The sequence below is a fragment of the Streptomyces sp. NBC_00178 genome (genome assembly GCF_036206005.1).
In the GTDB taxonomy this organism is placed as follows: Bacteria; Actinomycetota; Actinomycetes; order Streptomycetales; family Streptomycetaceae; genus Streptomyces.
Genome location: NZ_CP108143.1, coordinates 1,707,168 through 1,729,656, shown reverse-complemented (window position 1 = coordinate 1,729,656; position 22,489 = coordinate 1,707,168). Strand labels below are relative to the sequence as shown.

The window sequence follows — 22,489 nt, the reverse complement described above, 5'->3', positions numbered from 1 at the left end:
GTCCTTACACCGTGGCCGGCCGGGCCGGGTCGGCCTGGGTGTCCGGGGCGGGGATGGTGGTCTTGAGTTCCGGGACGGGCACACCCGCGGGCGGCGGGGTGACGGCCGCGATGGCCGTCGTGACGACACCGGCGGGCTCCTCGGCGGCCCCGTCGGCCGCGTTGACGTTGGTGTGGTCGACCGGCTTGCGCCGCGAGAGCATCCAGATCGCGCCGGAGCCCGCGACCAGCAGGGCGGCCGTCACGGCGACTCCCCAGGAGCCCTGCTTGGTCAGCAGCTCGGCGCCCGCGCCGACGAGACCGGCGGCCGGCAGGGTCAGGCCCCAGGCGACGAACATCCGGGTGGCGGTGGACCAGCGGACCACGCCCCCCTTGCGTCCGAGCCCGGCGCCCATGACCGCACCGGAGACGGACTGCGTGGTGGAGAGGGAGAACCCGAGGTGCGAGGAGGCCAGGATGACCGTGGCGGCGCTGGTCTGGGCGGCGAAGCCCTGGGGCGGACGGAGCTGGGTGAGTCCGCTGCCCATGGTGCGGATGATGCGCCAGCCGCCGAGGTAGGTGCCGAGGGCGATGGCGACGCCGGCCGCGGTGATGACCCAGACCGGGGGGTTGGAACCGGGGGCGAGGACGCCGCCGGTGACCAGGGCCAGGGTGATGATGCCCATGGTCTTCTGCGCGTCGTTGGTGCCGTGGGCGAGCGAGACCAGACCGGCGGAGGCGATCTGCCCGGCGCGGTAGCCCTTGGCGGTCGACTTCAGCTGCGCCTCGTCGGTGATCTTCCGGTTGAGGCGGTACGTCAGCTTCGTCGCCAGCAGTGCGGCGATACCGGCGACGAGCGGCGCGGCGACCGCGGGCAGCAGGACCTTCGTGACGACGGTTCCGCCGTTGATCGAGGACCAGCCGGCCGACGTCACCGCGGCGCCGATGAGGCCGCCGAAGAGTGCGTGGGAGGAACTGGAGGGCAGGCCGACCAGCCAGGTCAGCAGATTCCACAGGATCGCGCCGACGAGCGCGGCGAAGATGACCTCGGTTCTGAGGCCGTCCTCGCTGACGATCCCGCCGGAGATGGTCTTGGCGACCTCCACCGAGAGGAACGCGCCGACGAGATTGAGAACGGCGGACATGGCCACCGCTGTCTTGGGCTTGAGGGCGCCGGTCGAGATGGTCGTGGCCATCGCGTTGGCGGTGTCGTGGAAACCGTTCGTGAAATCGAACACGAGAGCTGTCACGATCACAATCGCGAGCAGCAGCGTGATGTGTTCCATTTACCCAGGCAATCGTTCGACGTCATTGGCACGTGGAACGTAAGCAACCTTGGTGAACGGAAGGTGAACTGGGCAGGGCGGCATGGTGACCCCAAACGTTCGTGGCGGTTCCGCTTGTATGCGGACGGGGTGGGGCGGACGGTCGCGGCCGGTGCGGCGCATGGCCTCCGGTCGGCCCGGAGGGTCCCGTAACACCCTATTTGCCCGAAGAGGAGACATCGGTCACGCGCGCCGTGGCGGCCCTAGGATCTGCGCATGGACGACGGGCACCGGGACACGATCGGACAGGCGTGGGAGAGCCTCGTCGCGACGGCGCGCAGGACGGCCGCCGAAGGGCTGGTCGTCGGCACCTCGGGCAACGTCTCGGCCCGGGTCGGCGACCTCGTGCTGGTCACCCCCAGCGGGGTGCCCTACGACCGGCTGGGACCGGGGGACACGGTCGGGGTCGACCTCGCGGGGCGCCAGGTGCTGGGGGACCTCGTCCCGACCAGCGAACTCCCCCTGCACCTCGCCGTGTACCGCGAGACCTCCGCGGCCGCCGTCGTCCACACCCACGCCGTGCACGCGACCGCCGTCTCCACGCTCGTCGACGAGGTGCCCCTGGCCCACTACGCCGCGGCCATGCTCGGCGGGCCGGTCCGCACCGCCCCGTACGCGCGCTACGGCACGCCGGAACTGGCCGGCCACATGCTCGACGCCCTGCGCGGCCGCACGGGCTGCCTGCTCCGCAACCACGGGACCGTGACGTACGGGGACACCCTGGACCAGGCTTACGACCGCACCGCCCAGCTCGAATGGATGTGCAGGCTCTGGCTCACCGCGAGCTCCGTTCCCGGCCGGAACCCGAGCCTGCTCACCCCCGCCCAGCTGGACGACGTGCGCACCGCCCTGGAGGGATACGGCCAGCAGGGCTGACCCGGACCGAGCACCGTACGGACGCCGCCCACTGGCAGCCCGCCCGCCGGGCCGGGACACTGAAGCCGTGCGCCCGGCAACAGCAGCGGCAGCGGCCGCCACCACGATCCTCGGAGTCGGCGCGGCAGCGGTCGCCGCCGGCCGGTACGCGAGCGACACCGCCCTCGGGGCCCCGTCGCAGCCGCGTCCGTTCCCCGCCGACCGCCGTATGACCGTGCACGCCACGGCCGCGGGGCAGGTGACACTGACCCGGTCCTTCGCGGCGCTGCGCCCCGGCGTCTACGGCCTGACCGCACGCGACGTCCACGCCGTCGTGGGCCCGGTCGTCGGCCGGCCGGCCGACGGCTCGGCGGACACCGTCGTACGGCGGCTCGAACGGGTGAACCTCGGCAGCCTCAAACCGGGCGCCCGGGTCCGCCTCACCCCCGAGATCCACCGCGGCGACCCGCTCGCCGCCCTGGGCCTCGCCTACAAGGAGGTCGAGGTCCCCGGAGAGCTCGGCGCCCTGCCGGCCTGGTTCGTCCCCGGTGCCCGCGACACCTGGGTCATCACCGTCCACGGCCTCGGCACCACGCGGGAGCACCCGCTGAACGTGCTGGACTTCCTCCAGGCCCAGCAACTCCCCGTGCTCGACCTCGCCTACCGGGGCGACCCCGGAGCCCCGCGCTCACCCGACGGCCTCGCGCACCTCGGCGAGTCCGAGTGGCGCGACCTCGACGCGGCCATCCGCTACGCCGTGCGCTACGGCGCCGAGAGCGTCATCCTGCACGGCTGGTCCTCGGGCGCCTCGATGGCCCTGCACGCGGCCGTCGACTCGGCCCTCCGCGACCGCATCGGCGGGCTCGTCCTCGACTCCCCGGTGCTGGACTGGCGGACCACCCTGCGCGCCCTCGCGACCGCCCGGGGCGTCCCGGCCGCGCTGCTGCCGCTCGCCGTCCGGGCGGCCCAGGGCCAGACCGGGCTCCGCGGAGCCCCGCTGCTGGAGACCTCGGTCCCCTCCGCCCTGCACTGCCCCACCCTCGTGTTCCACGGCCCCGACGACACCCTCGCCCCCTGGGGCCCGTCGCGGGAGCTCGCCGCCCGACGCCCCGACCTGGTGACCCTGCACTCCGTGGCGCAGGCTCCGCATGCGGCGATGTGGAACGCGGACCCGGACGGTTACGAGGAGGCGCTCCGGCGCTTCCTCACGCCCCTGATGTGAGCTGATGGGCCGGAACGGCCCGGTTGGTGACCCCGTCACAAGGCGCCCCGAACCCCGGTCGTGCGGCTTCCGTTTGGGCTTTCGGCCCGTCAGAGGCAAGACTGCTCCCCGTGACGTCCCGTACCCCGCGCGACTCCAGGCTGCGACTTGTCCGCCCGCGACCCCAGGCCACCGCCCGCAAGGCCGTGACGACCCGGCGCACCAGGCCGGCCCCCCGCCCACCCGAGGGCACGCCGCCCCCGGCGGAACTGGCGCGGCAGGCCCGAGCCGTGCTCGCCGACGCCGTACGGATCGCCCTGTGGGCGGCCGGCGGCGCCGGCCCCGGAGCCGCCCCGCTCGCCGCGGGCGACCTCGAACGGGCCTCGGCCGCTCTGGAGCTCTCCCCGGACCACGTGCGGGCCGGCTGGGACCGCGCCAGGCTCGCCGGACTCATCGAGCTCCACGGCGACACCGCGCGCCCCGGCTGGCGGCTGCGGGCGTGGGACCGCGACGACTCCGCCGTGCTCCGCGGCTGGGTCGCGCTCTTCGACGCCTGGTCGCTCGTCCACGCCTCGCCGGACGGCATCGAGGCCACCGCCGTCGCGGAGGCCGTCGAGGCCGTGCCCCAGGTGCTCTCGCTCCTCCAGCTCTCGGCCGGCCCCGTCACCGTGCCCGCGCTCCTCGACCTGCTGGGCCAGCGCGTCGCCGAACTCCACGACGAACGGTGCGAGGTGCCGTCCGGCCCGCCGGAGCAGCCCGCTCCCGCCGACGGGAGCCCGACCGAACTGAACGCGCTGCTGCTCGACTGGGCCCTGGAAGGGCTCGCCTCCGTCGGCGCCCTCACCCTCGGCGCCGGACACGCGACCCTGACCCCCCTGGGCAACTGGGCGGTCTGGGTCAAGCTGGAGCAGATCTGCGTCGCCGCCCAGAGCCCGGCCGGCAACATCGAACAGTCCGCCGCCGACATGCTGCTCGGCTGCGCGCGGCTCACCCCGGGACCTGCCCGCGCCGAATACAGGGCCTGGCTCGCCGCGCGGACGGTCGGCAGCGCCGTCACCGAACTCCTGGCCGTCGCCCGGGGCGAGGACGCCCTGCTGCGCGGTCTCGCCTTCGAGGCGCTGCGCGTCGTGGGAGCCCCGGCCGAGCCCGTCGTGCGCTCCGTCGTCACCGAGGCGCCGCTGCGCCCCTACGCGCTGCTGTGGCTCGCCGAGTACGAGGGCTGCGACCCCGACGACGCCCAGGACGTCCTGAGCCGCGAGGAGGCCACCTGGCTCTGGGTCGACACCGCCGCCGCCGTGGCCGACCACGGCGAGACGGGGCTGCTCGTCCGCCACCTCGACTCCGCCGTGCAGGGCACGGTCCCGGCGCTGCTCGACGAGGTGCGGGCCGTGGGGCACCCGCGCACCGTCCAGGTGCTGGTCGCCCTGGCGGCCGCCCATCCGGACCCCGCCCTCGCCAAGGCCGTGCGCCGCGCGGCGTTCCAGGTGCACACCGGCGGGGCGTGACGGCGGACCCCGGACCCCGGGGCGGTCAGCCGGCCTGCCCCGGGGCGTAGGTGCCGAAGCTCCAGACGTTGCCCTCCGGGTCCCGGGCCATGTAGTCCCGCGAGCCGTAGTCCTGGTCGGTGGGCGGCATCAGGATCTCCACGCCGTGCTCCACCGCCCGCGCGTGGTGTTCGTCGACCTCGTCCAGCACGACGTACACCCCGGCGGGGCCGGCGCCCGCCAGCGCCGAGGCGAAGACGCCCTCCCGTCCCTTGGAACCGAGCATCACCCTGCCGTTGCCGCAGGACAGCTCGGCGTGGACCACGCTGCCGTCCTCGCCCTCGTACACCGCCTCCGCCGTGAATCCCAGCGCCCTGGTGAGCACCTCGATCGCGGCCTTCGCGTCGTCGTAGAGAATCGTCGGATAAACCGTGGGGACGCCGTCCGTGCGTGCCATGGCGCTCGCCCTCCTCCTGCTCGCCCGCACCGTTCCGGTGTGATCTGCGTCTCAGTCTTCCATCCGGGACCGACAACCGGACGCCGGCGGGCCGCAGCGCGGCCGAAGGTGTCGCACCGGCCCGGGTCCCCGGTGCGGAAACCGGTGGTGATCCACTGCCGCCGCCGGGCCGACGACCCGTGCGTCCAGGACTCCGGGTCCACGCCGCCCCGGAACCTGTCCTGGATCCGGTCGTCCCCGACCGCCGAGGCCGCGTCCGGGCCGTCCCGGACGTCCGCCCCGGTCGGCTCCGTGGTCCGGGGCCGCCCCGACCCGGTAGGCGCGCTCGTCGCGTGGTTCGCCCGGACCCCGGCGCAGCGGCCGGCCCGCAGCTCCACCTTCACGGCGTCGCTGCCGGCGCCCCGCCGCCGTCCTGCGTCCTGCGCCCTGCCCGTCGTGCCCGGCCGCTCCTGCACGTGGTGGCCGTGGTCGCGGAGCCGTGCGGGGCCGGGAGCATGCGGAGGAGCAGGCCGGCACCGCCAGTAGACTGAGTTCCATGGCAATTCTCCATGTGCATTAGACGGCGTCGAGTCGTGAGCCCGCTGTCCCTCCGCCGTCCATACCGCCCTGGAGTATTTCCGTGATCACCGCCTCCGGCATCGAGCTGCGCGCCGGCGCCCGCATCCTCATCGAGTCCGCCTCCTTCCGCATCGCCAAGGGCGACCGCATCGGCCTCGTCGGCCGCAACGGTGCGGGCAAGACCACCCTGACCAAGTGCCTGGCGGGGGAGGGGACACCGGCCGGCGGCACCATCACCAGGGGCGGCGAGGTCGGCTACCTCCCGCAGGACCCCCGCACCGGCGACCTCGACGTCCTGGCCCGCGACCGCATCCTCTCGGCCCGCGGGCTCGACGAGATCCTCCGCAAGATGCGGGAGAACGAGGAGCGGATGGCCAACGGCAAGGGCGCCACCCGCGAGAAGGCCATGAAGCGGTACGAGCGCCTGGAGACGGAGTTCCTCACCAAGGGCGGATACGCCGCCGAGGCCGAGGCCGCCACCATCGCCGCCGCGCTCAGCCTGCCCGACCGGGTGCTCGGCCAGCCCCTGCACACCCTGTCCGGCGGTCAGCGCCGCCGTGTCGAGCTCGCCCGCATCCTCTTCTCGGACGCCGACACCCTGCTCCTCGACGAGCCCACCAACCACCTGGACGCCGACTCGATCGTCTGGCTGCGCGACTACCTCAAGACCTACCGCGGCGGCTTCATCGTGATCTCCCACGACGTCGAGCTCGTCGAGACGGTGGTCAACAAGGTGTTCTACCTGGACGCCAACCGCGCCCAGATCGACATCTACAACATGGGCTGGAAGCTCTACCAGCAGCAGCGCGAGGCCGACGAGAAGCGCCGCAAGCGCGAGCGCCAGAACGCCGAGAAGAAGGCCGCGACCCTCAACGCACAGGCCGACAAGATGCGCGCGAAGGCGACCAAGACCGTCGCCGCGCAGAACATGGCCAAGCGCGCCGACCGCCTGCTCTCCGGTCTGGAGGCCGTCCGGGTCTCGGACAAGGTCGCCAAGCTGCGCTTCCCCGACCCCTCGCCCTGCGGCAAGACCCCGCTGATGGCGGAGGGCCTGTCCAAGTCCTACGGGTCGCTCGAGATCTTCACCGATGTGGACCTCGCCATCGACAAGGGCTCCCGGGTCGTCATCCTCGGCCTCAACGGTGCGGGGAAGACCACCCTGCTCCGGCTCCTCGGCGGCGCCGAGGCGCCCGACACCGGCGAGATCATCCAGGGGCACGGCCTCAAGCTCGGCTACTACGCGCAGGAGCACGAGACCCTCGACCCGGAGCGCACCGTCCTGGAGAACATGCGGTCAGCCGCGCCCGACCTCGACCTCGTCGCGGTCCGCAAGACCCTCGGTTCGTTCCTGTTCTCGGGTGACGACGTCGACAAGCCCGCCGGCGTGCTCTCCGGCGGCGAGAAGACCCGGCTCGCCCTGGCGACGCTGGTCGTCTCGTCCGCCAACGTGCTGCTGCTCGACGAGCCCACGAACAACCTCGACCCGGCCAGCCGCGAGGAGATCCTCGGGGCCCTGCGCACCTACAAGGGCGCCGTCGTCCTCGTCACCCACGACGAGGGCGCGGTCGAGGCGCTCCAGCCGGAGCGGATCATCCTGCTGCCCGACGGTGTCGAGGACCTCTGGGGCGCCGACTACCGGGACCTGGTCGCCCTCGCCTGACCACTCCGAACGACGCCGGATCCCCCTCGGCGCCCGGTGATCCCCCGCGTATCGATCATTCGGCCCATCGGTGATCCATCATCTGGGTGAGCGCGTCTCATACCCCGGCGCGGCGCCCGGTAGATAGCTGCCGGGCGCACTGATTTTCGGCCATTCACCCTGTGCGGCCCTGACCTGCCCGTTTCCGGGATTCCCGGTCGCGGCCGAGTGCGAACCCCTCTGGAATGTCGAAATCCGCTTGTGATCACGCGCTCCCGGGCGCGTAATCCCGCGCACGGACCTTGCCGAATGGGTGGCCAGGAAGCCCGGGAGGGGTGATCATGAGAAGTCCAGAGCGCACTTCCTTGAGGAGGCACGGGTGGCCGAGACTCTGAAGAAGGGCAGCCGGGTAACCGGCGCCGCGCGTGACAAGCTCGCGGCAGACCTGAAGAAGAAGTACGACTCCGGTGCGAGCATCAGGGCGCTGGCCGAGGAAACCGGCCGCTCCTACGGGTTCGTCCACCGGATGCTCAGCGAGTCCGGCGTGACGCTGCGGGGACGCGGCGGAGCGACACGGGGCAAGAAGGCCGCTTCGGCCTGACGGGCCGCGGCGTTCGGGGTGGGTCGCGCCCGCCCCGGAGCCCACCGGAACATCGGGTGACCACCCGGCCGGCCACCAGGCCGGCCCGGGTGGTTACTGTTCAGTTACTTGCCAGTAAGTGCTGACTGCACCCGATCCGGAGGCCTCCATGACCTCGCTCGACCCTGTGTTCGACAAGGACGGCGTACGGCTCACCGTCGATGACGCGGTTGCCACCGTGACGCTCACCAACCCGGCCAAGCGCAACGCTCAGTCTCCCGCTCTGTGGCGGGCGTTGACAGAGGCCGGACGAGCGCTCCCCGGCAATGTGCGGGTCGTGGTGCTCCGCGGCGAGGGCAAGTCCTTCTCCGCGGGCCTCGACCGGCAGGCGTTCACGCCCGAGGGCTTCGACGGTGAGCCGTCCTTCCTCGACATGGCGCGGGGCCCGGAGGCGGTACTCGACGCGACCATCGCCGAGTACCAGGAGGCGTTCACCTGGTGGCGCCGCAACGACGTCGTGTCGATCGCGGCCGTGCAGGGGCACTCCATCGGTGCCGGCTTCCAGCTCGCCCTCGCCTGCGATCTGCGGATCGTCGCCGAGGACGTGCAGTTCGCCATGCGCGAGACCAGCCTGGGACTCGTTCCCGACCTCGCGGGCTCGCACCCCCTGGTACACCTCGTGGGATACGCCCGCGCGCTCGAGATCTGCGCGACGGGGCGCTTCGTCCACGCCGCGGAGGCCGAGCGCATCGGCCTCGCGAACCTCGTGGTGCCGGCCGACCAGCTCGAGGCCGCCGCCCATGAGCTCGCCGCGGCACTGCTCGGAGCGCCGCGCGACGCGGTCGTCGAGACCAAGGCGCTGCTGAGCGGCGCCGTCACGCGGACCTACGAGGAGCAGCGCGTCGCCGAACGCGCCGCCCAGGGCCGCAGGCTGCGCGACCTCGCCGGCCTCTCGGACTGAACCGGTGGCGTGTCCCGGCCGAGGGCGGACCGCCCGGGCCGGGACACGCTCACTTCTCCTCGACGACCGCGGTGACCAGTACGGACACGGTCGGTCCGCCCTCGACAGCCGCGGCCACCGCGCCGCGCACCTCCCGGGCCACGTCCAGCGCCCGGTGTTCACCCGCCGTCGCCAGCTCCACGCGGACGTGCCCGGAGCCGGTCTGTACCGGGGAGCCCAGGACCCGCGTCAGCGCGACGACCCCGGGGACCCCGGCCGCGGCCTTCCCCGCGGCCCCCTCCGGCTCTGCCGCGTGCAGATCGACGGGGGGCACGGCCGCCGGCCCCGGCTCCTCCTCCAGCAGATCGGTCACCCGCAGGTCCACCTCGTCGACGGCGAGCCCGAGGCGCCGGGCGGCGGCCGACAGCAGCGCCTCGCGCAACGTGTCCGCCGTGGCGGTGAGCGGTCGTCCGGCGGTGGCGGAGAACCCGGCCTCGATCCGCAGCGGGCCGTGCGGCAGCGCGCCGGGCGGACCGGGCACCGGGGCCGGGCCGGGCGGGGCGTCCGCGTCGGCGGAGTCGATCCTGAGCACCCCCAGGACCGCTCCCGAACCGGACGAGGCGTCCCGGAGCACCGCCGCCGCGGCGCGCTCGGCGATCCACGAGCCGTCGGCGGGCCCGCCCAGAGGGAGCAACCGGCCCAGGCCGAGCCGCTGGCGTACCGCGGCGGTCCATCCTTCGGCCCTTCGGGGGCTGTCAGCCGTTGTCATTGCTCCACCCTGCCCCATCCACGGCGCGGGACGGAGTAAGCGCACTTACTGTGGGCCACGGAAGTTCACCCCCCGTCCCGAAGGGAAGAGCGGCGATGACCGAGACCCCACAGCGGAACCGGCCCGACAGCCCCGGCAGCACGTCCGGCGGGGACGAGGGAGGGCAGAGCCAGTTCGCCAAGCGCGGCGGAGGGGCCCCGGCCACCCGGGGCCGCACCACGATCGCCGACGGTGTGGTCGAGAAGATCGCCGGACTCGCGGCGCGGGACGTGGTCGGCGTCCACGCGATGGGCAGCGGCCTCTCCCGCACGTTCGGCGCCATGCGCGACCGCGTCCCCGGCGGCGGCAAGTCGGTCACCCGAGGCGTGAAGGCCGAGGTCGGGGAGTCCCAGACCGCGCTCGACCTGGAGATCGTCGTCGACTACGGCGTGTCGATCAGCGACGTGGCCCGCGAGGTGCGGGAGAACGTCATCGCGGCGGTCGAGCGCATGACCGGTCTGGAGGTCGTCGAGGTCAACATCGCCGTCAGCGACGTCAAGCTGCCGGACGAGGAGGACGAGGACGAGCCCGAGCCACGACTCCAGTAGACCTCCCGCGCGGCAGTTGAGGAGCACACGATGAGCATGGCTGTGGCCGGCCTCCTGGCCGGCATGGCTCTCGGATTCGCCGGGTACTTCGGCGGGTTCGGGGCATTCCTGCTGGTGGCCGCCCTCGGCGCGATCGGCTTCATCGCCGGTCGCTTCGCGGACGGCGACCTGGAACCCGGCGACTTCTTCCGGAGTCGCGATCGCGGCGACCGGCGACGGTGACGGCGGTGACGGGCCGGGTCGCCGCCGCCGGGCGGGGAGAGACCCGGATCGCCGACCGGGTCGTCGCGAAGATCGCCGCGCAGGCGGCGAAGGAGGCCGTCGACGTACGGCCCACGGGTGCCGCCGCGCCGCGCGCGACCGTCACGGTGCACCGCGACACCGCCCGGGTACGCGTGAGCCTCGACCTCGGTTACCCGTGCGACATCGGCCGTCAGTGCGGCGCGGTGCGTCGGCGGGTGGCCGAGCGGGTACGAGCACTGGCGGGAATGGAGGTGCCCGAGGTGGCGGTGCAGGTCGAGCGGCTGCACCTGCAGGGAGCGGGCACCGCACCGGAGGGGAGTACCCGATGAGCGAGCCCCAGGACCCGGAGAACAGCACGCAGCGCCTGCCCACGGTCGAGCAGGGGAGGGACGGCGGCGTCATCGCCATGGACCAGTCCTCCTCCGGCTCGTCCTACGAACCCGCCGCCGGATCCGGACGGCAGGGCGGCCGGGCGGGCCGCTTCTGGGCCCAGCGCAGGGTACCCGCCGTCCTCGTGGCGCTGGTCGTCCTCGGAGGCGCCGGAATCCTGCTCTACGACATCGCGGCCGTACGGGCCGGCCATCCGGCCATGCAGTGGCGGCGCACGGTGGCCGACGACCTGGCGAGCCGTCATCTCGACGACGTATGGGTGCTGGCGGGCTCCGCACTCGCGGCCGCCCTGGGGCTCTGGCTGCTCCTCCTGGCCCTCACCCCCGGTCTGCGCGGCCTGCTGCCGATGCGCCGCGAGCACGAGGGGGTGCGGGCCGGGCTCGACCGGAAGGCCGCCGCCCTGGTGCTGCGGGACCGGGCCGTGGAGGTGTCGGGTGTCCAGTCCGTGCGGGTGAGGATGAAGCGCCGCAAGGCGACCGTGCGGGCGCTGTCGCACTTCCGCGAACTCGACGACGTCAGGGCCGACCTGGACACCGTCCTGGGCCGGGCCGTCCATGACCTCGGCCTGTCCCGCGAGCCCGGTCTGTCCGTCCGTGTCCGCCGGCCCGCGAAGAAGGGGTGAAGCGCGTGATCGGAAAGACCAACCGCGTCCTGACCGGCCTGGCCGGACTCGTCCTCGTCGTCGTCGGCGGGGGTGTCCTCGTCGCGGGGCTCGGCCTCTCGCTGCCGTCCTGGTGGCCGTACGACGGCAGGAACGACGTACTGCTGAGCCGGGGGGACCGCTACCGGTGGCGGGACGAGGGGTGGTGGTGGCCGACCGTGATCGCGGTCCTCGCCGTCCTGGTGCTCCTCGCCCTGTGGTGGCTGCTGGCCCAGCTGCGCCGCGGACGCCTCGCCGAGATCCTCGTGGACAGCGGCGACGGCGAGGGCGCGCTGCTGCGCGGCAGAGCGCTGGAAGGCGTCCTGGGCGGCGAGGCGGCCTCGCTGGACGGAGTGTCCGACGCCAAGGTGACGCTGACCGGCCGGCGGACCGCCCCGCGGGCCCGGCTCCGGCTGCTGCTGGAGCCGCATGCGGCCCCCGGGCCGACGCTGCGGGACGTCTCCGAGGGGGCCCTCGCCCACGCCCGGGCCTCGGCCGGCCTCGGCGAGCTTCCGGCCGAGGTCCGGCTCAAGGCCGTCAAGCACCGTGCGGAGCGGGTCAACTGACCCGCCGCCGCGCGGGTACGGCGGGTGCCGGGCCCGCGCGGCCCGCGTCAGAAGCCGTGCCGGGCGCCGCCGTCGACCGGGACCATGATGCCCGTCAGGTAGGAGGCGGCGGGTGAGAGCAGGAAGGCCGCGGTCCTCCCGAACTCCTCCGGGGTGCCGTAGCGGCGCAGCGGGATGCGCGCCTCGTTGGCCGTGCGGGCGGCCTCCGCGTCGCCCGACAGGGCGTCGAGCTCGCGCACCCGGTCCGTGTCGATCCGGGACGGCAGCACACCGACGACCCGGATGCCGCGCGGACCGAGCTCGTCGGCCAGGGACTTGGCGAATCCGGCGAGGCCGGGGCGCAGCCCGTTCGAGATGGTCAGGCCGGCGATCGGCTCGTGCACCGATCCCGACAGGACGAAGCCGATGACGCCGCCCTCGCCGAGTGCCTCGGCCGCGGTGCGCGCCAGGCGTACGGCACCGAGGAAGACGGCCTCGAAGGCGGTCTGCCACTGGTCGTCCGTGTTGTCGGCGACGAAGCCGGGCGCGGGTCCGCCGACGCTGATGAGTATGCCGTCCAGCCTGCCGAAGCGTTCCTTCGCGGTGTCCACCAGGCGCCGTGCCGCGTCCGGTTCGGCGTTGTCCGCGACCACCCCGACCGCGTCGGGGCCCAGTGCGGCGGCGGCCTCGGCGACGCTCTTCTCCTCCCGGCCGGAGAGGACGACCTTCGCGCCGTCGGCGGCCAGCGCCTGTGCGGTGGCGTTGCCCAGCCCGCGTGTCGCGCCGGTGACGATGTAGACGCGGTCCTTCAGTCCAAGATCCATGGCCCTATCCTGCCGCGTCGTCACGCGCGAGGTCGACCGCACTGTTCACCAGGCCGATGTGGCTGAAGGCCTGCGGGTAGTTGCCGAGCTGCCGTCCCGCCACCGGGTCGTACTCCTCGGCCAGCAGCCCCACGTCGTTGCGCAGTTCGAGCAGCCGCTCGAAGAGGGCCTCGCCCTCCTCCCGGCGGCCCGTCCTGACCAGGGCGTCGACCAGCCAGAACGAGCAGGCGAGGAACGCCCCCTCGTCGCCCGGAAGTCCGTCCACGGAGGCGCCCCGGGTGCTGTAGCGGCGGATCAGGCCGTCGTGGGCGAGCTCGTCGCGCACCGCGTCGACCGTCCCGGTCACCCGCGGGTCCTCGGGTGGCAGGAAGCCCGCGCGCACGATGAGCAGCGTCGCGGCGTCCAGCTCCTGGGAGCCGTAGGACTGCGTGAAGGTGTTGCGCACGGGGTCGTAGCCCTTCTCGCAGACCTCCGCGTGCACGGCGTCCCGCATCGCGCGCCAGCGGTCGGCGTCGCCGGGCAGTTCCGGGTTCTCCTCCAGGGTGCGCACCGCGCGGTCTGCCGCGACCCACGCCATCACCTTGGAGTGCACGAAGTGGCGGCGCTGTCCGCGGACCTCCCACAGGCCCTCGTCCGGCTCGCGCCAGGTGGACTCCAGGAAGCCCAGCAGGCTGAGCTGCAGGTTCCAGGCGTGCGACTTGTCGTCGAGCCCCGCCTCGCGGGCCACCCGCAGCGAGTCGATGACCTCGCCGTAGACGTCGAGCTGCCTCTGCCGCACGGCCGCGTTGCCCGCGCGGACCGGCAGCGAGCCCTCGTAGCCGGCCAGCCAGGGCAGCTCCGTCTCCGGGAGCCTGCGTTCGCCCGAGAGCCCGTACATGATCTGCAGGTCCGCCGGGTCGCCCGCGACGGCGCGCAGCAGCCAGTCCCGCCAGGCCGCCGCCTCCTCCACGTATCCGCACGCGATCATGGCGCCGAGGGTGAGGGTGGAGTCCCGCAGCCAGCAGAAGCGGTAGTCCCAGTTGCGTACGCCGCCGATCTCCTCGGGCAGCGAGGTGGTGAGGGCCGCCACGATCCCGCCGGTCGGCGCGTAGGTGAGGGCCTTGAGGGTGATCAGCGAGCGGAGCACCGCCTTGCGGTGCGGGCCCTCGTACGTGCACCGGTCCGACCACTTCGCCCAGTCCGTGAGGGTGTGCCTCAGGGCCTTGTGAGGGTCGATCAGCTTGGGGCGGGGGGAGTGCGAGGGGTGCCACGTCAGGACGAACGCCACGGACTCGCCCTCGGAGACGGTGAAGGACGAGCAGGTGCTGAACTGCTGCCCCCAGGTCTTGACCGGCGGCTCGCTGCGCAGCCAGACCGAGTCGGGACCGGCCACGGCGACCCGGTGGCCGTGCGAGCGCCGCATCCACGGCACCACCGAGCCGAAGTCGAACCGCAGGCGCAGGACGGAGCTCATGTCGACGCTGCCGCTGACGCCTTCGACGATGCGCATCACGTCGGGCGCCTTGTCGCGCTGGGGCATGAAGTCGATGACCTTGACGGTCCCGGTCCTGGTCTCCCAGTAGGTCTCCAGGACCAGGGAGTCGTCCACGTAGGCGCGCCGGGTGCAGGTCTCGCCGCTGTCGGCGCCCTGCGGGGCGATCCGCCAGTGGCCGTTGTCCTCGTCGCCGAGCAGTGCGGCGAAGCAGGCACCCGAGTCGAAGCGGGGCAGGCACAGCCAGTCGACAGAACCGTTCCTGCCCACCAGGGCGGCCGTCTGGAGATCGCCGATGACGGCATAGTCCTCGATACGTGGAGTCACGCTCTGGCGTCTTCCCGGACCTGGGCTCCGCTAAGCAGCGAAACCGGTGTGAACAGGCAGACAACGGTGCCGTCAGGCGGTCGCGGGCTCCGGCTGCTCCGCGGCCCCGCGGTCCCTTGCGGCCTGGTCGAGGTCGCGCTTCTCGCGGCGCGCGAGGACGACCCAGCCGACCGGGACCCCGGCGGCGAAGAGCCACCACTGGACGGCGTACGCCATGTGGGGGCCGATGGAGTCGTCGTCCGGGGCCGCGATCATCTCGGGGCGGCCGTCGCCGGGCGCCGGAGCGGTCAGCTCCAGGTACCCGCCGAGGACCTGACGGCCGAGGAGGTGCGCCTGCTGGGCGCTGTTGATCAGCATGACCTGGCGGTCCGGCAGACCCTTCAGGTCCTTGATCCCGCTCGTGCCCGTCGTCTCGTCCGCCTTGAGCCGGCCGGTGACGGTGACCTGTCCGCGCGGCGGTGCCGGGACCTCGGGGAACGCCTGCTGGTCGGGCGCCGCCTCGACCCAGCCGCGGTTGACGAGGACGGTGCCGCCGCCCTTCAGGTCGAACGGGGTCAGCACCAGGACGCCGATGCGCTCGTCCTGCGACGTCCGGCGCCGTACGACGACCTCGTGCCGGGTGTCGAACGTTCCGGTGGCCGTCACCGCACGCCAGTAGTCGGAGCGCGGGACGCTGTGACCGGGTGCCGTCAGGCGCTCGACGGGGACCGGTTCCGACTCGAGGTTGCGGGAGATCAGCGCGTTCTGCGCGACCCGGTGTTCATGCCGGTGCAGCTGCCAGAAACCCAGCTCGATCATCGTGGGGATCAGGGCGAGGACGATGAGGGTGACGATCACCCACTGCCGGGTCAACAGGAAGCGGTACACCCCATGACCGTACAGCCGGGGCCATGGGGTGCGGCACGGAGGGGTCCCCGTGCGGACGGGGCGGCCCGTCACACTTTGTCCACGATGCCCGCCCTTCCCTCGGCCCGGGCGCAGTGGCCGCCGCAGTACCAGTGGCCGTCGACCTCGACGCCCTGGCCGATGACCTGGACCCGGCAGTGCTCGCAGATGGGCGCCATGCGGTGGATGGCGCAGGAGAAGCAGTCGAAGACGTGCACCGCGCCCTGCGCGTGCACCTCGAAGGACATCCCGTAGTCGTTTCCGCAGACCTCACAACGTGCCATGCGCCACAGGGTGGGACGCCGTCGGGCGGCGGGCGAGGCGATGCGGGGCGAGTCGCCCCCGGTTCACTCCGATGACGGTGAGGGCTTCGGCACGGCGACCGTCGCGGCCGGGGCCACGTCCCTGAGCAGATGGGTGAAGGCGCTCTCCTCCAGGACGGGTGTGCCGAAGGACCTGGCCTTCACCGTCTTGGACGTCGCCGCGTCCGGGTCGTTCGTGACGAGCAGGCTCGTCAGCCGCGACACGCTGGTCGCCACGTGCAGGCCCGCCTCCACGGCGCGGTCCTCCAGGAGTTCCCGATCGACGGACGTGTCGCCGGAGAAGGCCACCCGCATGCCCTGCATGAGTGGCTTGTCCGGCTCGTAGCGCCCCGGGTTGGGGTACGGGCACGCGGGACGCTTGCGCGAGGGGCGCCAGCTCTGCGCCTGCGACGGCCGGTACCCGGTGCGCGGAGTGACCGGCGAGTCGTACCACTCGGTCAGCGGGCGGCACTCCAGCAGGGGCAGCCGCACCCCGTCCCTGGCCGCGGCCAGCAGACTCGGCCGGAAGGCCTCCGCCAGCACCCGGGCGTCGTCCAGCGCGTGGTGCGCGCGCTGCTGCACCACGCCGAAGTGCGCGGCCAGCGACTCCAGCTTGTGGTTGGGCAGCGGGAGCCGCAGCTCCTTGGAGAGCGCGATGGTGCACAGGCGCTGCTCGACGGGGGCCGTCACCGCGGCGCGGGCGTACTCGCGGGCGATCATCGACCAGTCGAACGCGGCGTTGTGGGCGACGAGCACGCGGCCCGCGAGCCGCTCGGACAGCTCGGCGGCCACCTCGGGAAAGAGCGGCGCCCCTTCCAGGACGTCGCTGGTCAGCCCGTGGATCCAGACGGGGCCGGGGTCCCGCTCGGGGTTCACCAGCGTGTACCAGTGGTCCTCGACCTCGCCCCGGGCGTCGAGGCGGTACACGGCAGCGGACACTATCCGGTCGTCGCGGGCGAGTCCGGTGGTCTCCACGTCGACGACCGCGTACCCCTGGGGATACGCGGCCGGCCACGGCGCTGCGGTCTGACGGTCGTCGAGCATGGTCACAGAGAATACGGGCCGGGGCCGACAGTGACCTATCCGGGCGGCCCCGGCCGTGAACCCGGGGACGGCGCGGCGCAGTTGGCCGCACCCCCTCGAAAGCGGTTCCGGATGCGGACGCGGTGGGAGGCTTCCGGGATGACGGACACGCAGGCGCAGGCGCACGAGGAACCCCACTCCGGCGGGCTCGGCACCCGGCTGAACTGGCTGCGGGCCGCGGTGCTGGGCGCCAACGACGGCGTGGTCTCGACCGCCGGCCTCGTCGTCGGGGTCGCCGGCGCGACCGCGAGCCGGTCCGCGCTCCTGACGGCCGGACTCGCCGGGCTCCTCGCGGGCTCCATGTCGATGGCCGCGGGCGAGTACGTCTCGGTGTCCACCCAGCGCGACTCGGAGAAGGCCGCCCTGGAGACCGAGAAGCGGGAGCTGGAGGAGACCCCGGAGGCCGAGCTCGCCGAACTGGCCGGACTGCTGGAGGAGAAGGGGCTGAGCGCGCGCCTAGCCCGGGAGGCAGCCGTCCAGCTCACGCGGCGCGACGCGCTGCGCGCCCACGCCGAGGTCGAGCTCGGCATCGACCCGGACGAGCTGACGAACCCCTGGCACGCGGCGGGAGCGAGCTTCCTCGCCTTCACGGTGGGAGCGATGCTCCCGCTGCTGGCGATGGTGCTGCCGCCCGCCTCGGTGCGGCTCCCCGTCACGGTGCTGTCCGTGCTCGCCGCGCTGGCCCTCACCGGCTGGTGGAGTGCCCGGCTGGGGGAGGCGGCAGCCGGACGCGCGGTGCTGCGCAACATGGCCGGGGGAGCGGTGGCCATGGCGGTGACGTACGGGGCGGGTGCCCTGCTGGGGGCCGCCGGAGTGTAGGGGCTGTCCCTCGGGCGGGCGTCCGGCAACGGGAGGCGCGGGGCGCTCCCGGCGAGTGGAACGGTGCAACCGCACCTCGGGCAAGGGGAGTTCGTCCTCCCCGGGGGTGTGCGCGCCGCAGATCCTGCGACGGACGCCTTGGCGGAACCCGCCAAACGCTGATGACGTCACGTCTCGCATACTTGTGGGTAACAACATCTACCGCCCGTCGGCCCGCGGCCCTACGGTGCTCGCATGGAGCCGAACCTGCCCGATGTCGTGCTGTGGTCCATCCCGGCCTTCGTCCTGCTCACCGTCCTCGAAATGGTGTCCTACCGGCTGCACCCGGACGACGACGCCGCCGGGTACGACGCCAAGGACGCCGCCACCAGCATCACCATGGGACTGGGCAGTCTGGTCTTCGACCTGCTGTGGAAGATACCCGTCGTCGCGATCTACGCGGCCCTGTACGAACTGACGCCGCTGCGCGTCCCCGTGCTGTGGTGGACGGTCCTGCTGATGCTGCTCGCGCAGGACTTCTTCTACTACTGGTCCCACCGCGGCCACCACGTCATCCGGCTCCTGTGGGCCTGCCACGTGGTCCACCACTCCAGCCGGAAGTTCAACCTCAGCACGGCCCTGCGCCAGCCGTGGACCTCGCTCACCTCCTGGCCGTTCTACCTCCCGCTCATCGCCCTCGGCGTCCACCCGGCCGCGCTCGCCTTCTGCTCCTCGGCGAACCTCGTCTACCAGTTCTGGGTGCACACCGAGCGGATCGACAAGCTGCCCCGGCCCTTCGAGTACGTGCTCAACACCCCCTCCCACCACCGGGTGCACCACGCCTCGCAGGGCGGATACCTCGACCGTAACTTCGGCGGGATCCTCATCGTCTGGGACCGCCTCTTCGGCTCCTTCGCCGCGGAGACCGAGCGGCCCGTCTTCGGCCTGACCAAGAACATCGCCACGCACAACCCGTTCCGCGTCGCCACCCACGAGTACGCCGCGATCGCCCGCGACGTGCGCGCGGCCGCAACCTGGGGCGAACGGGCGGGCCGCGTCTTCCGGGGACCGGGCTGGCAGCCCTCGCGGGCCGCCGCCGCGCCCGCGCCCGCCCCCGCCCCCGCGCCCGTGCAGCCCCGCCCCGCCACCGAGCACACCGGATGACCCGCGGCGCCGGTGCGTCCCGGCTCGCACGTCCGCTCCTCATCGCCTTCCCCGCCGTGGCGGCGGTCCACCTCGCCGGACTCCTCACCGGGATCCAGGCCGCCCACGTGGCCACCAAACCGCTGCTGGTGCTCCTGCTCGCCGGCTACGCCGCCGCCCGCGGCGGATCCCGCCTGCTGATCGCCGCGCTGCTGTGCGGCTGGGCGGGCGACGTGCTGCTCATGCTCGACGCGGACGCCGCGTTCCTCGCCGGGATGGGCTTCTTCGCCGTGGGCCACGTCTGCTACCTCGTGCTCTTCGGGCGCGCCCCCGTACGCCCGGTCACCGGCCTCGTGTACGCCGTCGTGCTCGTCGCCTTCGTCGCCGTCCTGTGGCCCGGACTCCCGGCAGGGCTGCGGATCCCGCTGACCGGCTACAGCCTGCTGCTCACGGCCATGGCCTGGCGGGCGGGCGCCCTCGGGCGGCACGCGGCGGCCGGTGGCGCCCTCTTCCTGCTCTCGGACGCGCTCATCGCCACCGGCCTCGCGGACCTGCCGCAGCTCCCCGCGCACAACTTCGTGATCATGCTGACCTACATCGCGGCGCAGTACCTGCTCACCAGGGGAGCGCTCGGTCCGGACGAGGATTCCACCGGCGCCGCCCCCGGGGCGTACCGTGAGGGTGGTATCAGAATCTGAGACGAGCGAGGACTTCGACTCATGCGCGCCACCGTGATCCACGCCGCCCACGACATACGCGTCGAGGACGTGCCCGACCCCGCGATCCAGCAGCCCACCGACGTGGTGCTCCGGGTCCTGCGGGCCTGCATCTGCGGCAGTGACCTCTGGGCCTACCGCGGCGAATCCGCCCGTGAGCCCGGCCAGCGCATCGGCCACGAGTTCCTCGGCGTCGTCGAGGAGGCAGGCCCGGACGTCTCCGGCTTCGCCGTCGGCGACCTCGTCGTGGCGCCGTTCGTCTGGTCCGACGGCACCTGCACCTACTGCGCCGAAGGGCTCACGACCTCCTGCCCGCAGGGCGGGTTCTGGGGATCGGTGGGCTCCGACGGAGGCCAGGGCGAGGCGGTCAGGGTCCCGCACGCCGACGGCACCCTCGTGCGGCTCCCCGCCGCCGCCGCGTCCGACGAGCGGCTGCTCACCGCGCTCCTCGCGCTCTCGGACGTCCTGGGTACCGGGCACCACGCCGCGCTCGGCGCGGGTGTGCGCCCCGGCAGCACGGTCGCGGTCGTCGGTGACGGCGCGGTCGGCCTGTGCGGCGTCATGGCCGCCAAGCGGCTCGGCGCCGAGCGGATCATCGCTCTCGGCCGTCACACCGCCCGCACCGACATCGCCCGCGCGTTCGGTGCCACGGACGTCGTCGCCGAACGCGGCGAGGCGGCCCTCGCGGCCGTACGGGAGCTGACCCGGGGCGAGGGCGCCCACGGGGTGATCGAGGCCGTCGGCACCGAGCAGTCCATGCGCACGGCCATCGGCATCATCCGGGACGGCGGCTCCATCGGCTACGTCGGCGTCCCGCACGGCAGCGGCACCGGCGTCGACCTCGACGCCATGTTCGACCGGAACATCGCCCTGCGCGGCGGCGTCGCCCCCGTGCGCGCGTACATCCCGGAGCTGCTGCCCGACCTGCTCGACGGCACGATCGACCCCTCGCCCGTCTTCGACCTGACCGTCGGGCTCGACGGGGTGCCGGGCGGCTACAAGGCCATGGACGAGCGCACGGCGCTCAAGGTCCTCATCAAGCCGTAGCACGGTGCGCCGGGCCACCGGCACGGAAGGGGCGGGGGACCGAGGTCCCCCGCCCCTTCCTCATGCCGTGCGGGCGTCCTACCTGCGGACCGCGTCCAGCGCGTCCACGACACCGGCGCCGTAGAAGCCGTTGTAGCGCGTGCCGCCCTCGCAGACGGCGTCGACGGTGCCGTCACCGTTGATGTCGTACGGGGCTCCGCAGGCGGTGTCGTCGGCCTGGTGCGTCAGGAGCGCCTTCACCACGCCCGCCGAGGCGTACGGGTGGGTCGACTTGATCAGCGCCGCGACACCGGCCACGTGCGGGGAGGCCATGGACGTCCCCGCCTTGTAGCCGAACTTGCCGCCGGGCAGCGTCGAGAGGATCAGGCCGCTGGTGGCCGGCGGCGCCGGGGTCTGGTAGACGGTCGAGTCGCCGCCGGGCGCGGCGACGTCGATGACGCCGAGGCCGTAGTTCGAGTACGAGGCCTTGAGGCCCTTCGCGCCGGTCGCGGAGACCGTCACGACGCCGGGGAGCATGGTCGGGATGTCCGGGCACTCGCTCGGGTCGACCGTACGGGTGACCGTCGTCGTGTCGTTGGGGCTCGTGGTGTCCTCGATGGCGTCGAGGGCCAGGTCGTGGTCGGAGTTGCCGGCTGCCGCGACGTTGACGACGCCCTTGCGCTCCGCGTAACGCGTCGCGCGGGTGACCGCCTCGACCAGGGCGCCCTGGTCCGGGTCGTTCTTGCAGTTGAACAGCCACGGGTCGGTGTAATAGCTGTTGTTGGTGACGTCCACGCCGTGCTCGGCGGCCCACACGAAGCCGCAGACGACGGCCTCGGTGTAGAAGAAGCCCGCCGGGGTGGACACCTTGATGCCGGACACCTTCACCCCGGGCGCCACGCCGGTGACGCCGACGCCGTTCTTCGCGGCGGCTATGGTGCCGGCGACGTGCGTGCCGTGGTCGCTCTCGCCGGCCGCGGGCCGCCAGGCGCCGTCCGTGGTGTCCGGAGCGCCGGACACACAGTTCACCGAGGCCTTGCGGTCGAAGTTCGGGGCCAGGTCCGGGTGCGTGTCGTCCACACCCGTGTCGATCACGGCGACCGTGACCTTGCTGCTGCCGAGCGACTTCTGGTGTGCCTTGTCCGCCTTGATGGCGGGCAGGTCCCACTGCAGCGGTTCGAGCGGGTCCTGGCCCGCGGCGGCCTTCCCGGCGGCGGAACGCGCCTGCGCGGCGGTGAGGGGCTGCTCGACCCCGATGTCCTTCGTCGCCTGCGGGACGATCGGGTTGGTGCGCGTGGCGCCCGCGGACTGGACGCCCCTGGCCTTGCGGATCGTCGCGCCGAAGTCCGGGTTCTTCGAGTGGACGACGATGACGCCTATGCGGTCGTACGACGTCACGACCGCCCCGCCGGCCTTGGATATCGCCTTGCGCACCTGCTTGACGGTGCCGTGACCCGCTCGTGTGTTCACGACGTACGACAGCTGGGGGCCGTCCGCCGGAACCGCCGCCGCCGGCCCGTCCGCGGGTGCCGCGGCCGCGGTCCCCGTCGGGAGGAAGCCGAGGGAGGCCGTGAGCGCGAGTCCGACGGGCAGCGTGAGGACGCGTGTCCGTCTGGATGCCAGATGAGCCATGGGTTCTCCACATCATCCGTGCCAGTGGGCCGGACACAGTCGTGTCCGTCCGGTACATGACCAAGGAAGCTATCGCTGATCTTCCCGGCGC

24 protein-coding genes and 1 pseudogene are annotated in these 22,489 nt (G+C 73.1%); 15 read left to right on the top strand and 10 right to left on the bottom strand.

The genetic code is table 11. The annotated features are described in order from the left end of the window. Window positions 1-4 precede the first annotated feature (4 nt). Window positions 5-1,264: an inorganic phosphate transporter gene (locus OHT61_RS07445; RefSeq protein WP_329036139.1), complete on the bottom strand. Its 1,260-nt coding sequence runs from the start codon at window positions 1,262-1,264 to the stop codon at window positions 5-7. Between the two features lie 255 nt (window positions 1,265-1,519). Between OHT61_RS07445 and OHT61_RS07440 the strand changes: the two genes are divergently transcribed. The 3 genes from OHT61_RS07440 to OHT61_RS07430 all read left to right on the top strand — a co-directional run bounded on the left by OHT61_RS07440 (window position 1,520) and on the right by OHT61_RS07430 (window position 4,864). Beyond that, window positions 1,520-2,179, top strand: a complete 660-nt coding sequence (locus tag OHT61_RS07440) for a class II aldolase/adducin family protein (RefSeq protein ID WP_329036137.1) — start codon at window positions 1,520-1,522, stop codon at window positions 2,177-2,179. 67 nt (window positions 2,180-2,246) lie between these two features. Then, the gene (locus tag OHT61_RS07435; protein ID WP_329036135.1) at window positions 2,247-3,380 is read left to right on the top strand and encodes an alpha/beta hydrolase; all 1,134 of its coding nucleotides are present in this window, start codon (window positions 2,247-2,249) and stop codon (window positions 3,378-3,380) included. Between the two features lie 185 nt (window positions 3,381-3,565). Next, entirely contained in the window at window positions 3,566-4,864 is a 1,299-nt protein-coding gene (locus OHT61_RS07430; RefSeq protein WP_329043137.1) for a hypothetical protein, read from the top strand. 25 nt (window positions 4,865-4,889) lie between these two features. Here OHT61_RS07430 and OHT61_RS07425 read toward each other — a convergent pair whose 3' ends face one another. Both OHT61_RS07425 and OHT61_RS07420 read right to left on the bottom strand, forming a co-directional pair. Further along, window positions 4,890-5,300, bottom strand: a complete 411-nt coding sequence (locus tag OHT61_RS07425) for a VOC family protein (RefSeq protein WP_329036133.1) — start codon at window positions 5,298-5,300, stop codon at window positions 4,890-4,892. 104 nt (window positions 5,301-5,404) lie between these two features. Further along, window positions 5,405-5,767: pseudogene (locus tag OHT61_RS07420) on the bottom strand (neutral zinc metallopeptidase); the annotation flags it as partial. Window positions 5,768-5,919: 152 nt separating this feature from the next. Here OHT61_RS07420 and OHT61_RS07415 point away from each other — a divergent pair. The 3 genes from OHT61_RS07415 (at window position 5,920) to OHT61_RS07405 (ending at window position 9,038) form a co-directional block, all read left to right on the top strand. Next, window positions 5,920-7,518: an ABC-F family ATP-binding cassette domain-containing protein gene (locus tag OHT61_RS07415; protein WP_329036131.1), complete on the top strand. Its 1,599-nt coding sequence runs from the start codon at window positions 5,920-5,922 to the stop codon at window positions 7,516-7,518. A gap of 358 nt (window positions 7,519-7,876) precedes the next feature. Further along, entirely contained in the window at window positions 7,877-8,098 is a 222-nt protein-coding gene (locus OHT61_RS07410) for a helix-turn-helix domain-containing protein (RefSeq protein WP_006123601.1), read from the top strand. A gap of 148 nt (window positions 8,099-8,246) precedes the next feature. After that, on the top strand, window positions 8,247-9,038 hold the full coding sequence (locus OHT61_RS07405) for an enoyl-CoA hydratase/isomerase family protein (RefSeq protein WP_329036129.1): 792 nt from the start codon (window positions 8,247-8,249) through the stop codon (window positions 9,036-9,038). Window positions 9,039-9,087: 49 nt separating this feature from the next. Here OHT61_RS07405 and OHT61_RS07400 read toward each other — a convergent pair whose 3' ends face one another. Next, entirely contained in the window at window positions 9,088-9,786 is a 699-nt protein-coding gene (locus OHT61_RS07400) for a hypothetical protein (protein ID WP_329036127.1), read from the bottom strand. A gap of 95 nt (window positions 9,787-9,881) precedes the next feature. Here OHT61_RS07400 and OHT61_RS07395 point away from each other — a divergent pair, with 95 nt between their 5' ends. Genes OHT61_RS07395 through amaP form a run of 5 tightly spaced genes read left to right on the top strand, consistent with a single transcriptional unit; the run spans window position 9,882 to window position 12,212 of the window. Then, window positions 9,882-10,373, top strand: a complete 492-nt coding sequence (locus OHT61_RS07395; RefSeq protein WP_329036126.1) for an Asp23/Gls24 family envelope stress response protein — start codon at window positions 9,882-9,884, stop codon at window positions 10,371-10,373. Between the two features lie 30 nt (window positions 10,374-10,403). Then, window positions 10,404-10,595: a hypothetical protein gene (locus OHT61_RS07390; RefSeq protein ID WP_329036125.1), complete on the top strand. Its 192-nt coding sequence runs from the start codon at window positions 10,404-10,406 to the stop codon at window positions 10,593-10,595. After that, complete coding sequence (locus tag OHT61_RS07385; RefSeq protein ID WP_329036123.1) at window positions 10,592-10,945, top strand: hypothetical protein; 354 nt, start codon at window positions 10,592-10,594, stop codon at window positions 10,943-10,945. The genes OHT61_RS07390 and OHT61_RS07385 overlap by 4 nt, the downstream gene beginning before the upstream one ends. Then, window positions 10,942-11,628 (top strand): DUF6286 domain-containing protein, encoded by a 687-nt coding sequence (locus tag OHT61_RS07380; protein WP_329036121.1) that lies wholly within the window; start codon window positions 10,942-10,944, stop codon window positions 11,626-11,628. Before OHT61_RS07385 ends, OHT61_RS07380 begins: the two co-directional genes overlap by 4 nt. A 5-nt stretch (window positions 11,629-11,633) precedes the next feature. Further along, window positions 11,634-12,212 (top strand): alkaline shock response membrane anchor protein AmaP, encoded by a 579-nt coding sequence (amaP, locus tag OHT61_RS07375; protein ID WP_329036119.1) that lies wholly within the window; start codon window positions 11,634-11,636, stop codon window positions 12,210-12,212. A gap of 47 nt (window positions 12,213-12,259) precedes the next feature. Here the strand turns inward: amaP and OHT61_RS07370 are convergent, their stop codons facing one another. From OHT61_RS07370 to OHT61_RS07350, 5 genes are all read right to left on the bottom strand, one after another. Continuing rightward, window positions 12,260-13,015 carry an SDR family oxidoreductase gene (locus OHT61_RS07370; RefSeq protein ID WP_329036118.1) on the bottom strand — a complete coding sequence of 252 codons (756 nt, stop codon included), beginning with the start codon at window positions 13,013-13,015 and terminating at the stop codon, window positions 12,260-12,262. A 4-nt stretch (window positions 13,016-13,019) separates the two neighbouring features. Next, window positions 13,020-14,813 (bottom strand): glycoside hydrolase family 15 protein, encoded by a 1,794-nt coding sequence (locus tag OHT61_RS07365; protein ID WP_329036116.1) that lies wholly within the window; start codon window positions 14,811-14,813, stop codon window positions 13,020-13,022. Between the two features lie 72 nt (window positions 14,814-14,885). Continuing rightward, on the bottom strand, window positions 14,886-15,680 hold the full coding sequence (locus tag OHT61_RS07360) for an SURF1 family cytochrome oxidase biogenesis protein (RefSeq protein WP_329036115.1): 795 nt from the start codon (window positions 15,678-15,680) through the stop codon (window positions 14,886-14,888). Window positions 15,681-15,748: 68 nt separating this feature from the next. Then, complete coding sequence (locus OHT61_RS07355; protein WP_073747930.1) at window positions 15,749-15,982, bottom strand: hypothetical protein; 234 nt, start codon at window positions 15,980-15,982, stop codon at window positions 15,749-15,751. Between the two features lie 63 nt (window positions 15,983-16,045). Then, window positions 16,046-17,050, bottom strand: coding sequence for a DEDDh family exonuclease (locus OHT61_RS07350; protein WP_329036113.1), 1,005 nt, complete (start codon window positions 17,048-17,050; stop codon window positions 16,046-16,048). A 132-nt stretch (window positions 17,051-17,182) separates the two neighbouring features. On the opposite strand from OHT61_RS07350, the gene OHT61_RS07345 reads away from it, so the two are divergent. The 4 genes from OHT61_RS07345 (at window position 17,183) to OHT61_RS07330 (ending at window position 20,787) form a co-directional block, all read left to right on the top strand. Continuing rightward, window positions 17,183-17,902: a VIT1/CCC1 transporter family protein gene (locus tag OHT61_RS07345; RefSeq protein WP_329036111.1), complete on the top strand. Its 720-nt coding sequence runs from the start codon at window positions 17,183-17,185 to the stop codon at window positions 17,900-17,902. Window positions 17,903-18,136: 234 nt separating this feature from the next. After that, window positions 18,137-19,045, top strand: a complete 909-nt coding sequence (locus tag OHT61_RS07340) for a sterol desaturase family protein (RefSeq protein WP_329036110.1) — start codon at window positions 18,137-18,139, stop codon at window positions 19,043-19,045. After that, entirely contained in the window at window positions 19,042-19,722 is a 681-nt protein-coding gene (locus tag OHT61_RS07335; protein WP_329036109.1) for a lysoplasmalogenase, read from the top strand. The genes OHT61_RS07340 and OHT61_RS07335 overlap by 4 nt, the downstream gene beginning before the upstream one ends. Before the next feature lie 21 nt (window positions 19,723-19,743). Then, window positions 19,744-20,787 (top strand): zinc-dependent alcohol dehydrogenase family protein, encoded by a 1,044-nt coding sequence (locus tag OHT61_RS07330; protein WP_329036108.1) that lies wholly within the window; start codon window positions 19,744-19,746, stop codon window positions 20,785-20,787. Between the two features lie 78 nt (window positions 20,788-20,865). On the opposite strand, the gene OHT61_RS07325 is transcribed toward OHT61_RS07330, so the two are convergent. Further along, window positions 20,866-22,398 (bottom strand): S8 family peptidase, encoded by a 1,533-nt coding sequence (locus tag OHT61_RS07325; RefSeq protein WP_329036107.1) that lies wholly within the window; start codon window positions 22,396-22,398, stop codon window positions 20,866-20,868. Window positions 22,399-22,489 lie beyond the last annotated feature (91 nt).

What these genes read in the sequence shown, in the direction of transcription:
- OHT61_RS07330 (WP_329036108.1), top strand. Translation starts at nt 19,744, where the DNA reads ATGCGCGCCACCGTGATCCACGCCGCCCACGACATACGCGTCGAGGAC.
- OHT61_RS07355 (WP_073747930.1), bottom strand. Translation starts at nt 15,982, where the DNA reads ATGGCACGTTGTGAGGTCTGCGGAAACGACTACGGGATGTCCTTCGAG.
- OHT61_RS07380 (WP_329036121.1), top strand. Translation starts at nt 10,942, where the DNA reads ATGAGCGAGCCCCAGGACCCGGAGAACAGCACGCAGCGCCTGCCCACG.
- OHT61_RS07405 (WP_329036129.1), top strand. Translation starts at nt 8,247, where the DNA reads ATGACCTCGCTCGACCCTGTGTTCGACAAGGACGGCGTACGGCTCACC.
- OHT61_RS07400 (WP_329036127.1), bottom strand. Translation starts at nt 9,786, where the DNA reads ATGACAACGGCTGACAGCCCCCGAAGGGCCGAAGGATGGACCGCCGCG.
- OHT61_RS07390 (WP_329036125.1), top strand. Translation starts at nt 10,404, where the DNA reads ATGAGCATGGCTGTGGCCGGCCTCCTGGCCGGCATGGCTCTCGGATTC.
- OHT61_RS07340 (WP_329036110.1), top strand. Translation starts at nt 18,137, where the DNA reads ATGGAGCCGAACCTGCCCGATGTCGTGCTGTGGTCCATCCCGGCCTTC.
- OHT61_RS07440 (WP_329036137.1), top strand. Translation starts at nt 1,520, where the DNA reads ATGGACGACGGGCACCGGGACACGATCGGACAGGCGTGGGAGAGCCTC.
- OHT61_RS07325 (WP_329036107.1), bottom strand. Translation starts at nt 22,398, where the DNA reads ATGGCTCATCTGGCATCCAGACGGACACGCGTCCTCACGCTGCCCGTC.
- OHT61_RS07335 (WP_329036109.1), top strand. Translation starts at nt 19,042, where the DNA reads ATGACCCGCGGCGCCGGTGCGTCCCGGCTCGCACGTCCGCTCCTCATC.
- OHT61_RS07345 (WP_329036111.1), top strand. Translation starts at nt 17,183, where the DNA reads ATGACGGACACGCAGGCGCAGGCGCACGAGGAACCCCACTCCGGCGGG.
- OHT61_RS07425 (WP_329036133.1), bottom strand. Translation starts at nt 5,300, where the DNA reads ATGGCACGCACGGACGGCGTCCCCACGGTTTATCCGACGATTCTCTAC.
- OHT61_RS07370 (WP_329036118.1), bottom strand. Translation starts at nt 13,015, where the DNA reads ATGGATCTTGGACTGAAGGACCGCGTCTACATCGTCACCGGCGCGACA.
- OHT61_RS07445 (WP_329036139.1), bottom strand. Translation starts at nt 1,264, where the DNA reads ATGGAACACATCACGCTGCTGCTCGCGATTGTGATCGTGACAGCTCTC.
- OHT61_RS07395 (WP_329036126.1), top strand. Translation starts at nt 9,882, where the DNA reads ATGACCGAGACCCCACAGCGGAACCGGCCCGACAGCCCCGGCAGCACG.